This window comes from Psychrobacter sp. AOP7-B1-24, from assembly GCF_052376215.1.
Taxonomy (GTDB): Bacteria; Pseudomonadota; Gammaproteobacteria; order Pseudomonadales; family Moraxellaceae; genus Psychrobacter.
Genome location: NZ_JBQSVL010000078.1, coordinates 1 through 13668, shown reverse-complemented (window position 1 = coordinate 13668; position 13668 = coordinate 1). Strand labels below are relative to the sequence as shown.

Below are 13668 nucleotides of genomic sequence, written 5' to 3'. Positions count from 1 at the left end.
CGTTTTGGTCACCATTTGGTCACCGTCGCTTTTTCAAATGATTTAAAGCTGATTGTACAATCATGACTATGAGTCGATGCAAGCAAGAATTTTCCCCTACAGCCCATATATTACAGACAAAAAAAGCCCCAATCGTGAGATTGGGGCTTTCTAAATATTTGGTAGGCATAAGCAGACTCGAACTGCTGACCTCTACCATGTCAAGGTAGCGCTCTAACCAACTGAGCTATACGCCTATTTAGGTCATGCATTTTAGCAAGTTTTTCAAACTTTGCAAGCCTTTTCTATCACAATAATCACTTATTATCATAATATCTGATACAGCATCAGATATGGAGTATTTCTTAATGTTGATTGTTTATTTATAATAAATTATAATTTAATTAGGTTTAGTTTTTATTATTAATAAGAATATCATGCCTATTATTTATCAAGGCTGAACTGATATGATATGTTTTGAATATTTAGTAATAATGATAACGATTTAAAGTCAATCGTGTTTACTAAGAATAAAATAAGCACAAGTTGGAGGACACTATGGGGCTATTGGTGGATGGGCAATGGCAAGACAAATGGTATGACACAGAATCTAGCGGTGGTCACTTTGAGCGCGAACAGGCAGGCTTTAGAAACTGGGTCACGGCAGACGGTAGTGCAGGGCCATCAGGCGTAGGCGGCTTTAAAGCTGAAGCCAATCGTTATCATTTATATGTATCGCTAGCTTGTCCTTGGGCGCATCGTGCTTTGATTTATCGTAAGCTTAAAGGTTTAGAAAATATGATCTCACTGTCTGTCGTCCACCCTTATATGGGTGAGCATGGCTGGACATTCTCAGATGGTTCAGGTGTCATTGCTGATCCCATCGTAAATGCGAGCTACTTATATGAGATATACAGGGCGGCAAAACCGGACTATACAGGACGTGTCACGGTGCCTGTTTTGTGGGATAAAAAGACCAATACCATCGTTAGTAATGAGTCGGCAGAGATTATTCGTATGTTTAATTCAGCCTTTAACGAAGTCGGAGCATTGGTGGGTAACTTTCTACCGACAGAGTCATTAACAGAAATTGATGAGATTAACACCTTTGTTTATTCTGCAATGAATAATGGCGTTTATAAGGCAGGGTTTGCGACTACGCAAGCAGCTTATGAGGAGGCAGTGACGGAGCTGTTTGCCGCGCTAGATACGTTAGAGGTACGCTTATCCAGCCAGCGCTATTTGGTCTGTGATACGATAACGGAAGCAGATTGGCGACTGTTTACGACCTTGGTGCGCTTTGATGCTGTGTATGTCGGACATTTTAAATGTAACCTGCATCGTATCGTTGATTACCCAAATCTATGGGGCTATCTGCGTGAGTTATACCAAGTGCCAGGTATTGCGGAGACGGTGAATATGGCTCATATTAAGCAGCATTATTACACCAGTCATGCCAATATCAATCCTACTCGCATCATACCTGTGGGACCAGTGGTTGATTTTAATGAGCCGCATGACCGTGCACATTTATAGCTTTATTTATTAAAATAAAGCATTCAGACGAAAAAACGCCTCAACCACTATTAGGTAGTTGGGGCGTTTTTTTATGAGATGAAATACTCTTTACTTCATGTTAGGCATTGTTTAATTGACGTGCTGCTTCTAGAGCAAAGTAAGTCAAGATACCATCAGCACCAGCGCGGCGGAAGCCGATTAAAGACTCTAAGATGACGGCATCGCTGAGCCAGCCGTTTTGAATGGCAGCCATGTGCATCGCGTATTCACCAGAGACTTGATAAGCAAAGGTCGGTACACCAAAGGTATCTTTGACCTCACGAATCAAGTCTAGGTATGGCTGACCAGGCTTAATCATGACCATATCAGCACCTTCATTGATGTCCATGGCCACTTCATGCAATGCCTCTGCGCGATTGCCAAAGTCCATCTGATACTGTTTTTTATGTCCACCTTTTAGGTTGCCAGCACTACCGACCGCATCACGGAATGGACCATAATAAGCGGATGCATATTTTGCTGAGTAGGCCATGATGGCGGTATTGACAAAACCTTCGGCTTCAAACGCATCACGCATGGCCTTAATGCGGCCATCCATCATATCGCTTGGGGAGATGATATCCGCACCTGCACGAGCATGTACCAATGCTTGCTTGACTAGCACTTCAATGGTTGCATCATTGATGACATAGCCAGTGTCATCTAGCAAACCATCTTGACCGTGTGAGGTATAAGGGTCTAAGGCAACATCGGTCATAACTACCATTTCTGGTACGGCATCTTTGACCGCCTTTATTGTACGTGCCGTTAGTGCGTTTTCGTCATAAGCTGATCTGCCATCAGCTGTTTTTAATGAGTTATCAATCACTGGGAAGATATCGATGGTTGTAACGCCTTCTGCCAGTAATTCTTTGGCGTAGTGGATCAGTAAGTCAATGGATAGGCGCTCGACACCTGGCATACTAGCAATCGTTTCGCGCTGGTTCTCACCTTCTAGTACAAAGACAGGGGCGATAAAATGTTTAGGATGTAGCTCAACTTCACGAATCATGGCACGTACATTATCGTTATAACGTAGGCGGCGTAAGCGAGTAGCAGGGTATTGGCGATTGAAAGTATAAGTCATGTTTTTCTCACTATAGGATTTTATCTGGATTTTGATTTAGGTTTTTTATCACAGATGGTTATAACAACAGCGTTATTTAATGATATTAAAAATATCTAACGCTACTATAACCAATAGTGATAGTAGAAAGCAAAAAGCCCTACCAAGTCGGTAGGGCTTTTTGTACTTATCGACTGCTGATCTTATGATATGGCCATGAGATAATGCCTCTATCAAGCTTAAGGACGAGTATCCTTAAGGATTAGCTGTCTGTGTGACAGATGCTGGCTCAACAGTGCTCTTGTTAAAAGTCGTCTTTTCCGTGATTACTCCTACAGTCGCATCCGTTGTACCATCGTTATTAATATCAACTTCGGTAGTAGGTCTAAAGGTTGTGGATTCAGATGGTTGCGCTTGTTCAATCGCTGATGCTTCCTCTAAAGAAACCACGCGTGCTGAGCCTGCAGCATTAACTGCATTGGTGGCTTTTGTCTTATTACCGTAGTTTGACACATTCGCTATTTGTGCCAAGTTGGTATGCTGCGGTACTGGAATATCAGTTGGTACGTCTAGATTGGCACCGCCGCCGAGCGCTTGATACAACTCAATTTGGCTAATGACTTTTTGTAGCTCTAAATTCAAAATACCCTGCTGCGTTGAGAATAAAGAACGTTGTGCATCAAGTACGTCTAGGTAGTTAGAGACACCTGCTTTAAAGCGTGCATTGGCAATATTATAAGTTTGCTCATAGTTGTCTTGCAAACGATATTGTGCATCGAGCTGATCGCCTAATGTTGCTCGTGTTGCGAGGACGTCAGAGACTTCACGGAACGCCGTTTGAATAGAGCTTTCATAGGCAGTCAGCGTTTGGTCGCGCTCAATCTTAGCCACATCATAATTGGCATCTAAGCTACCAGCATCGAAAATAGGCACACTAATACTTGGACCAAATGACCAACCAAATGAACCACTGCTGAATAAATCATCCAAACTGCCACTACTAACACCGATATTACTGGCCAGGCTGATAGATGGGAAATAAGAGGCACGTGCTACTTCGATGTTGGCACCAGCAGCTTTCAAGTTGTATTCTGCTTGTAGCACATCTGGGCGATAGCGTAGCAACTCACTAGGTAATCCAGTATTAAATATTTGCTGGTTAGTAATATTGGTAACCGAAGGCGTAGGCCGAAGGTCACTAGGTATAGGTGCACCAACTAAGTACTGCAAAGCATTACGTGCCGTCAAAACACTGCTTTGAGCACTCAACATCGCAAGATTGGCGTCTTCTAATGAGGCGCTCGCTTGCAAAGAAGCCAGTTTGTCATCAATGCCTGCTTCAAAGCGTTTGGTGGTGATAAAGAGTGATTCTTTACGACTTTCATAAGTTTTGGACGCCAACTCAAGTTGGGCTAGGCTATAACTTAGATTGGCATAGCTCTGGGCAATATTACTGATGAGCGTGATTTGAGTGGTGTTTTTTGCAGCTGTGGTGGCCAAAAAGTTCTGTAAGGCTTGATCTTTTAGGCTTGAAATTTTACCCCAAAAATCCAGCTCATAGCTTGCTAAACCCAGATTAACATTGTAGCTATTACTGGCGTTACGATCAGTGCTGTTTTGGGCACCGCGAGAATAACTGCCACTACCATCAATCGTTGGCAAGTCGCTAATATCCGTGATTCGATATTGTGCACGTGCTTTTTCAATGGCTAGACGTGCGCTTTCGAAGTCTTTATTGTTTTCAAGACCCAGTGCTATGAGAGCTTTTAAGCGCTCATCGCTATAAAAATTCTGCCAGCGCTGACTGGCAATACTGGCCTGATCAGCGCTACTAGCCGTGTCCTTATCGTATGCTTCATAGGCTTGGTTGATTGGAACATTAGGCTGAGCCAGCACAGGGTTTATATCTGATTTCGGAATCGTATTACAAGCAGCCATACTGATTGCTAGGGTTGTTAGACCTATTAGCCGCACACCATTTTTACGAATGCGAGATGGTAATAAAAGGGTAGAGGTCACGGGGCACTCACCTGTCGTTGCGCCCACGCTGGCAGTCATATTGACTGTCGCGTGTGCTGAGTTTGAGGTAAAAATCGAACGAAAACTCATTATGTATTGTCTCCTAAGTTCACAGGCTGATAACTCTTAGAGAGAGTCGGACTTTGTGGATCACCATTTGGTGTATCATCACCATCGTCTCTATCATTTGGCTTGTTATTCTCATATTTATGAGGAAAGATACTACGTATCCAGATATAGAACATGGGAATAAAGAAAACACCTAATATAGTGGCACTAACAACCCCACCAAGTACACTGGTACCAATAGCACTTTGGCTGCCAGAACCAGCGCCAGTGGCTAAGAATAATGGTACAACCCCGAGGCCAAAGGCAAGCGATGTCATAATGATTGGGCGCAAGCGTTGACGCGCTGCCGTCATCACTGACTCTTTAAGACTATAACCAGCGTCTTGATAATCTCTTGCAAATTCGATAATTAAAATCGCATTTTTAGCAGACAGTCCAACTACAGTCAGCAAACCTACCTGCAAATAAACATCGTTGGCGAAGCCGCGCATCCATGTAAATAGTACTGCGCCTAAAACACCAAGTGGTACAACTAATATGACAGAGAAAGGTATCGACCAGCTCTCATACAAAGCAGCTAGACATAAGAATACCACTAAGAGCGAGACTGCATATAGCAATGGAGCCTGAGCACCTGATTTTTTCTCTTCAAGTGACGTGCCTGTCCACTCATAACCGACGCCTTCAGGCAGATTGGTTATCATCGTCTCTACCGCCGCCATTGCTTCACCCGTACTGAGTCCAGCAGCAGCAGAACCCTGAATGTTCATAGAAGGGAAACTGTTGTAACGGGTCAGACGCGGAGAACCTGACTGCCATTCACTGCTAGAGAACGCATCGAATGAAATCATATCGTTATTGTCATTACGTACATACCACTTACCAAGATCGTCAGGATTGGTACGACTACTCGGCTCGCCTTGTACATAAACGCTCTTAATACGACCACGGTCAACGAAGTCATTGATATAACTTGAGCCCCATGCGGTCGAGATAACGCTATTGATACTGGACATCGACAAGCCATATGCAGCGGCCTGTTCTTGATTGACATTGACTTTCAGCTGCTGTGCATCCTCTTGACCGTTAGGACGTACACCAGAGACTTGGTCGTTTTGAGCGGCCATACCCAACAACATATTGCGGGCTTCGAGCAGCCCTTCATGACCGACGTTTCCGGTATCCTGTAGCATCAAGTCAAAACCACTGGCATTACCAAGTTCAGTAATAGCGGGCGGTACAATGGGGAATACTTGCGCCTCATTAATCTGAGTAAAAAAGTACCCCATTGCCCGGCCAGCCACAGCTTGCGCGGTATTTTCATCACCTGGGCGGTCATCCCAATCCGACAAGCGTACAAACGCCAGACCCATGTTTTGGCCTGATCCGGCAAAACTAAAGCCTGCAACGGTAAAGACAGAGGCAATATTATCGGCTTCTTGAGTATCGTAATAGTTTCTAACTTTATCCAGTACGTCTTGTGTCTGATCGAGTGTAGAGCCAGAGGGAAGCTGAACTAAGGTAAACATAATACCTTGATCTTCTTCTGGCAAAAACGAGCTAGGAATGCGTAAAAAGATCACCGTCATAATACCAATAATGGCAGCATAGCCAATTAAATATAACCATTTACGACCGAAGCTTTTACCCACGAAGCGCTCATAAGAGATGCTTGCTTTAGAGAAGCTACGGTTAAACCAACCGAAGAAACCTTTTTGAGTGGCCATATTACTCTTGTCATGGCTCTTGCTACGTTTAAGCAAGGTCACACACAGGGCAGGGGTAAAGATAAGGGCAACTAAAGCCGATAGTACCATGCTGGTAATCAAGGTAATGGAGAACTGACGATAGATAGCACCAGTTGAACCGCTAAAGAACGCCATAGGTACAAATACTGCTGATAGAATCAGAGCAATACCAACAACAATCTTACTAATTTCACCCATCGATTGAACGGTAGCGTCTTTGACAGAAATGTCAGGATCTTCTTCCATAATCCGTTCGACGTTCTCTACGACTACGATGGCATCATCGACCAATAGTCCGATAGACAGTACCATCGCAAACATAGTCAGAACGTTAATACTAAAACCTGCGATATACAGCACACACAAGGTACCCAAAAGTACCACAGGTACAGCCAATGTCGGGATAATCGTTGCACGCCAGTTCTGTAAGAAAATGAACATGACGATAAATACAAGCACAATAGCTTCGATGAGCGTATGCACTACTTGTTCAATAGACAACCGAACGAATGGTGTCGTGTCATAAGGAGTAACCGTGGTTAGGCCAGCAGGAAAGTTTCGTTCCAACTCAGCCATACGAGCACCAAGTGCTTCGCGCGTATCAAGTGCGTTAGCGCCACCTGCCAAGGATATACCCATACCAGCAGCTTCTTGACCGTTAAATAGTGAGTTAACACTGTAGTCTTGACTTCCAATCTCAACATCTGCGACATCGCTTAAGCGTACTTGCGCGCCTGAGGCATCCGTTTTCAATAATATGTTTCTAAATTCATCAGGGGTCTGTAGGTAGCTTTGTACCGTTACAGTTGCGTTGATGACTTGTTGTTCAGTGTCAGCGGGCGCTTGACCTAACTGGCCTGCAGAGACTTGCGCATTTTGCGCACCGACGGCAGTAATGACATCAGAAGGCATCAAGTTATAGCTACGTAAGCGTGCAGGGTCTAGCCAGATACGCATCGCGTAGGTAGAGCCAAATACACGAACTTCACCAACACCTTCGACACGGCTGATCTGATCAACGATGTTTGAGTTAATGTAATCGGCGATATCACCGCGATCCATACTGCCATCTTCAGAGATGAATGCTTGCACCATCAAAAAGCTGCTAGAGGATTTGTTGACCGTGACACCTTGACGCTGAACGGATTCAGGTAGTGAGCTTGTTGCTGCTTGAAGCTTGTTCTGTACCTGTACTTGAGCGGTATCAGAGTCAGTACCAGTCTCAAAGGTGAGCGTCACTGATGCGCTACCGTTTGACGAGCTGGTTGATGACATATACATCAAACCATCAAGACCTTTCATTTTTTGTTCGATGATCTGGACCACTGAGTTTTCAACGGTTTGCGCACTGGCACCAGGGTAATTTGTGCTAACTGTAACAGTCGGCGGTGCAATACGTGGGTACTGTTCGATCGGTAGATTAATGACCGATATCACCCCGATGAGCATGACTAAAATAGCCAATACCCATGCAAAAATAGGGCGATTAATAAAAAAACGTGACATAGTATATCCCTAAGTCTTCCTATCTTTGAATGGAATTAGTTAGCTGCATCTTCCGCAGGTTTCTTGGCCGTGTTGCTGTCAGCAGGGTTCTTAGTTGCTGCTTGCTGTGGTGTTTTGGCCGAAGTACTAGCAGGCGTGCTATTTCCAGTTGATGCTGGCGTAGCATTTTCTACAGGCTTGGCAACGACTTCTTGATCAGGCTTAACTTTTGAGCCACCGATGACCACTAGCTTGTCGCCTTCTTTTAGACCGTCAGTCACTATCCATTTGCCTTCATATGTACCATTGATCGTTACAGGGCGTACTTTAATTTTATTGTTTTCATCGACGATATAAACTTGAGTTTCATTTTTGGTAGAGCGGGTGACCGCGCTTTGTGGTACCAATACTGCGTTGGTAATGACACTTTGGGTCAAACGCGCACTTACATACATACCCGGTAGTAGAATATCATTACTATTCGGGAAAATTGCGCGTAGAGTGACGGCGCCAGTTGATTCATCAACTTGTGCTTCAGATAAAGCCAATTGACCACTAACGGGATAAACGGTACCGTCTTCTAATACCAACTCAACACTATTCAGTCCCGCTTGTGCTTTGCCTGCAGCGATTTGTTGCTTCAATTTTAGCAGCTCGGATGAAGACTGACTGATATCGACATAGATAGGATCTAGACGTGAAACTGTCACGAGCGGATCAGTTTGACTGGCACTAACCAACGCACCAGCAGTAAAGTTTGAGCGGTCACTACGACCAGAAATGGGTGCACGTACTATCGTGCGACTAAAGTCTAGGGCACTGGCTTCTAAACCCGCTTTTGCGCTTGCAATACTCGCTTTTGCGCTTGCGGCGCTGGCTTGTGATTGGCCAATAGCTGCGCGTGCGCTTGCTACCGCTGCTTCGGCTGTGCGTACAGCTGTCACAGCTTGATCGTATTCTTGTTTAGATATGGCATTAATTTCGACCAAACCACTCAATCGCTGTAAGTCGTTTTGTGCTTGTGCTAATGATGCTTGATTACTCACCAAGGCGGCTTTGCTGCTGGCCGTGTTTGCCAATGCTGTTTGATAGTTGGCCTGAGCCTGTGCGACAGCTGCTCGACCACTCGTTACAGAAGAAGCATAATTGTCCGTATTAATACGATAAAGTGCCTGACCTTTTTTGACAGAGCTCCCTTCACGGAAAAGTATTTCATCAATGACGCCACTAACCTGTGGGCGGACGTCTGCGGTTTGGTAGGCTGTGGTACGACCAGCAAAGGTTTGTACTTGAGGTACGGTTTCGAAGGTTACGGTCTGGACGTTGACGACAGATGGAGGCATTTGCTGTTGTGCTGCATCTCCAGCAGCATCGCCATCATTGTCACAGCCCACCAATACAGCTCCAGATAGTACAGCTGCCATTATAAGCGCAAGATAAGAGTGCTTCATCAATGTCCTCGTCAATAATATAATTGCGGTATAAATAAAAGAGTAATAATCAGTAGTAGTGTTTGATATATCGTTATTTGTGCTATAACAATCAGCATTAGGTGCTATGAATAATATACATAGGCGTTATAATATTGATTGTTTCATAAATATAAAGATGGCTACTGGTACTAAATATATAATTAAATAGTTAGATTTAGCCAATAAACATAGTCCGCTATTATAAACTAAAGGGTTAACCCCACAGTCAAGCTAATAAAAAGAAATTTTTCCTAAAAAAAGCCGTATTTCTAATCATAAACAATAAAGGTATTGAGGGTGTAAGCACCACAAAATATAACGTTCAACAAAGTGTAACATCATGAATTAGTTAAAATTATGTTGTTTTTTGGTTAATGAAGCTGATTTTGTACATATCTAAAACTGTATTTAAGAAGTGTCATGTAGACAGCAAAATATTATATTTAGCGATATCTAAAATCATTTTTAAATTTAGTTAAGGTGTATGGGTTGCTATTAGAACAAATACTGTCTCATTATAAAAAAACAACCCTTACACAATTATAGTACTGCTTAGATTTATGAAACTTAAAGAAAGGTAACGATTTGACTGAAGGAATAAGTGTGTCAGTAATTAGAATGTTTAGTGAATAATATCAAATGGATAAAATTTCCCCAACTACATTGGGCCATATGGAACACTTACAGGTTTGTATCTGCTCATAAATGATACTCTGATCATAGCAGGCGCGCGCTTGCAAGTTCAGTCAATTGGTATAAACCTAAACGGTAACGATTGTCCGGCAGTGTGCTAAGCGCATCTTGAGCCAGTTTGGTTTCTTCCAACGCACGCTGTTTACAGTAGTCTAGTGAGCCTGAGCCTCGTACTAGCTCAATCAGCTGCTCAGCATTTGGTGTTTTACCGGTTTGTACAGCCACTCGCAGCTGCTCGTAGCCATTCTTATCGCTGTCTTTTAATAGCTCAAGGGCTTTGATAGTAGGTAAAGTAGGCTTGCCTTCAGCAAGATCGTCGCCTAGGTTTTTGCCCATCACTTCACTGTCACCACTATAATCAAGCACATCATCAATAATTTGAAAAGCGTTACCAAAGTGCTGACCAAAATCACCTAAAGCCTGCATATGTTCTGTTTTACCTTGTAAGATAGCAGCCCCTTGCGTTGCCATCATAAACAGACGTGAGGTTTTACCATCAATAATGCGTAAGTAATCCGCTTCTGTAGCACTAGGGTTATGCTGATGTTGCAATTGTAATACTTCACCTTCAGCGATATCGCACGTGCCATCAGAGAATACTTGTAATAATGGCAAGCTCTGAAAGCCAACGAGTAGATTAAAGGCCCGAGCAATCAGATAGTCACCAACCAATACGGCGGTAGCATTGTCCCATGTGGCATTGGCTGTTGGTTTTCCACGACGTTGACCTGACTCATCAATCACATCGTCATGAACCAATGTAGCGGTATGTAGCATCTCAGTAATGGCCGCTAAATGCATGGCTTGTTGTGAGGGGTTATCGTTGAACATACGTGCGCATAACAAGGTGATTAATGGGCGCATACGCTTACCGCCAGCATTAATCACATGCTGTGAGACGCTCATAACCAACTGAACTTTGGAGTTTAGGCTACCGAATACTTGCTTATCCATAATCTCAAAATCACTAGACACGATACTTTGAATATCAGCATAGTTAAGTGTTGATGGCGTGTTTAGATCTGTCTTATTTAGAGGAGTACTGGTCATAATAAATAGTCGTATTATAGAAGTGAAGAGGGTTTTTAGCCTTGGATCTCTAGTGGATAAGGCATTTTTTCTATAATAGCATAGCTATGTCTTTAAATTGTTGGTTAAAGTATTTAGCGAGCAATGTACCTTTTCTATACTATGTTGACCGTATCTAAACATTGAAATAAAACGCTCAGAATTAGCTGAAATAATACCTAGGTAAACAAACCTGTCTTTGCTGGATTTATAGAAGAAATAGAGCGTAATAAAGGACTGTAAGCAACTGATTATATGAGTTATAATAACTGATGTTGGGCATAAGCCATTATCCGTTATTATTTTGCGATGTCTCTTTTGTTGAGTGCTAGAACAGATGTGTTCACAATCAACAGCTTATACAATAGCAAAGGGTATGGCTATTCGTGTAACCACCTTACAAAAACAAGATGTGCGGCTTGCTTTTATGAGCAAAAAGCCGTAAAATCTTGCCTTTAATTTTTCCCTGTCGTGTTCGTCGTAAAAGCGTTGGTATAACATCAGCCACGGCACACGGGTTAAACGGAGTCATACAATGTACGCAGTAATCAAAACTGGTGGTAAACAGCACCGTGTAGTCGTCGATGAGTTGCTTAAAGTTGAACTACTAAAAGCAGAAAAAGGCGAAACTATCAAATTTGAAGACGTGTTAATGGTTGTTGACGGCGATAACGTCAAAATCGGCCAACCTGTCGTTGAAGGCGCTAGCGTTGAAGTTGAAGTTGTTGAGCATGGTCGCGGCGAAAAAATCCGTATCATCAAGCACAACCGTCGTAAGCATTATCACAAAGAACAAGGTCACCGCCAATGGTACACCTTGTTAAAAATCAAAGCCATTAATGCCTAATTACCCATTTAGCAATTATTGCTAAACAGCGCACTAAATGCTTAAGAGTTGTCGCATCAGCGGTAAGTCAAATTAACAAGGAGATTTTCTCATGGCACATAAAAAAGCTGCCGGTTCGAGCCGTAACGGTCGTGATTCAAACCCAAAAATGCTAGGCGTAAAAATCTTTGGTGGCCAAGCTATCACAGCTGGTAACATCATCGTTCGTCAACGTGGTACAGAATTCCACGCAGGCGAAGGCGTTGGCATGGGTCGTGACCATACTTTATTTGCACTGAATGACGGTGTTGTAAAGTTTGCGACCAAAGGTAAATTTAACCGTCGTTATGTTACGGTTGAAAACGCATAATTGCCTATCTAGGTTATTTTGTTTTATATAAAATAACTGGATGACAAAAAAGCTCCTATTACCCTGTGGTAGTAGGGGCTTTTTTATGTGTGCTATAGTCAATTCTCTATCAATTGGATACGGTGTCAATTTCGCTTAGTCTACTACTTGTAGTACTTTCACTCGACTTCCTTGTATCCAAATTATATTGAACTAACTATAACGAGATAAAACATTGCCAAAAAGTGATGAGAAGCAACAATAGTTTTTACTTGTTTAACTGAATATTATGTAACAATCATGATTACAAGCCTGTATGGCAGGTGTAGTAATGATTGCAAATCATGACTATGCGTGTGATAAAAAAACTGGCACACTATCCTTATTGTTTATAGACACTAGTTTGATTATCGTCAGATAAGCACTGGTAGAAAATAAAATTTTAATTGAAATACTGTATTTTTAAGCGATTATGCATTTTAAAGAGGATTAATGATGACTTTATTAACCAAACAATCAAAAAAACAGATAAGCCTAAGACAGAAAGTGGCGAATGGTGCTTTAGCAGGTGTATTGATGACATCGCTTGGTGTGGCAGCACCTATGGTTGCGATGACACAATCTGCTACTGCAGCACCCGCAGATAACCTAACCGCTGCTAAGCGTTTGAATACGCTTTTGACAAATACGAAAAGCATGACGGCTAACTTTACCCAAACGACTAAAGGCGCAAACAGCGGTACGTTCAGTGGATCTATGAGTGTGCAACGCCCGAATAGCTTCCGCTGGGAGACCAAGTCACCATCAGAGCAGTTGATCATTGCTAATGGCAGTTCAATGTGGGTATATGATAAGGACTTAGAGCAAGCGACTAAGCAAAACGTTGATAGCCAAGTCGGTAATACACCAGCGTTACTGCTATCAGGTGATCCGAGTAAAATTGATCAGAGTTTCAAAATTACTCAGCCATATGATAATAAAAACTACTATGTGCTTTATCCAAAATCAGACAGTGCCAGCTTTAAGAGCTTATCAATGAGCTTTAGTGGTGGTAAACCTGTGATGATGGTGTTGAACGATAGTCTTGGCCAGACTACTTCTATTAAGTTTAGCGGTATTAAAATGAATCCAAGTATTAATAGCAGTCAATTTAAATTTACACCACCAAAGGGTGTTGACGTTATCAATCAGTAAAAACTTATTAGTAAAACCAATTTCTAAACGGTATTACTACTCAAATGAAACTACTGTTCAAATAAAATTACTACTTAAACAAAAAGGACAAATCTTAAATGATTTGTCCTTTTTTTGTGGCAATGAGTATGGCTATAAGATTG

The 13668-nt window shown here is 42.5% G+C and carries 9 protein-coding genes and 1 tRNA gene; 4 read left to right on the top strand and 6 right to left on the bottom strand.

The window, feature by feature from the left end; all coding sequences use genetic code 11:
- Positions 1 to 159: 159 nt before the first annotated feature.
- Positions 160 to 236 (bottom strand) — tRNA-Val (locus ACT3QP_RS12535).
- Between the two features lie 301 nt (positions 237 to 537).
- Between ACT3QP_RS12535 and ACT3QP_RS12530 the strand changes: the two genes are divergently transcribed.
- Positions 538 to 1515 (top strand): glutathione S-transferase family protein, encoded by a 978-nt coding sequence (locus tag ACT3QP_RS12530; RefSeq protein ID WP_444525727.1) that lies wholly within the window; start codon positions 538 to 540, stop codon positions 1513 to 1515.
- Positions 1516 to 1615: 100 nt separating this feature from the next.
- Here the strand turns inward: ACT3QP_RS12530 and hemB are convergent, their stop codons facing one another.
- The 5 genes from hemB to ACT3QP_RS12505 form a co-directional block, all read right to left on the bottom strand.
- Positions 1616 to 2623 carry a porphobilinogen synthase gene (gene hemB, locus ACT3QP_RS12525; protein ID WP_192518271.1) on the bottom strand — a complete coding sequence of 336 codons (1008 nt, stop codon included), beginning with the start codon at positions 2621 to 2623 and terminating at the stop codon, positions 1616 to 1618.
- 234 nt (positions 2624 to 2857) lie between these two features.
- A complete protein-coding gene (locus tag ACT3QP_RS12520; RefSeq protein ID WP_444525726.1) occupies positions 2858 to 4711 on the bottom strand; it encodes an efflux transporter outer membrane subunit in 1854 nt (617 codons plus the stop codon).
- Positions 4711 to 7944, bottom strand: coding sequence for an efflux RND transporter permease subunit (locus tag ACT3QP_RS12515; protein ID WP_444525725.1), 3234 nt, complete (start codon positions 7942 to 7944; stop codon positions 4711 to 4713). Before ACT3QP_RS12515 ends, ACT3QP_RS12520 begins: the two co-directional genes overlap by 1 nt.
- 35 nt (positions 7945 to 7979) lie before the next feature.
- Positions 7980 to 9374, bottom strand: coding sequence for an efflux RND transporter periplasmic adaptor subunit (locus ACT3QP_RS12510; protein ID WP_444525724.1), 1395 nt, complete (start codon positions 9372 to 9374; stop codon positions 7980 to 7982).
- A 738-nt stretch (positions 9375 to 10112) separates the two neighbouring features.
- The gene (locus tag ACT3QP_RS12505; RefSeq protein WP_444525723.1) at positions 10113 to 11138 is read right to left on the bottom strand and encodes a polyprenyl synthetase family protein; all 1026 of its coding nucleotides are present in this window, start codon (positions 11136 to 11138) and stop codon (positions 10113 to 10115) included.
- 553 nt (positions 11139 to 11691) lie between these two features.
- Between ACT3QP_RS12505 and rplU the strand changes: the two genes are divergently transcribed.
- From rplU to lolA, 3 genes are all read left to right on the top strand, one after another.
- Positions 11692 to 12003 carry a 50S ribosomal protein L21 gene (rplU, locus tag ACT3QP_RS12500; protein ID WP_110922591.1) on the top strand — a complete coding sequence of 104 codons (312 nt, stop codon included), beginning with the start codon at positions 11692 to 11694 and terminating at the stop codon, positions 12001 to 12003.
- A gap of 91 nt (positions 12004 to 12094) precedes the next feature.
- The gene (gene rpmA / locus ACT3QP_RS12495; RefSeq protein WP_021813611.1) at positions 12095 to 12352 is read left to right on the top strand and encodes a 50S ribosomal protein L27; all 258 of its coding nucleotides are present in this window, start codon (positions 12095 to 12097) and stop codon (positions 12350 to 12352) included.
- Positions 12353 to 12826: 474 nt separating this feature from the next.
- A complete protein-coding gene (gene lolA, locus ACT3QP_RS12490) occupies positions 12827 to 13525 on the top strand; it encodes an outer membrane lipoprotein chaperone LolA (RefSeq protein WP_444525728.1) in 699 nt (232 codons plus the stop codon).
- Positions 13526 to 13668: the final 143 nt, after the last annotated feature.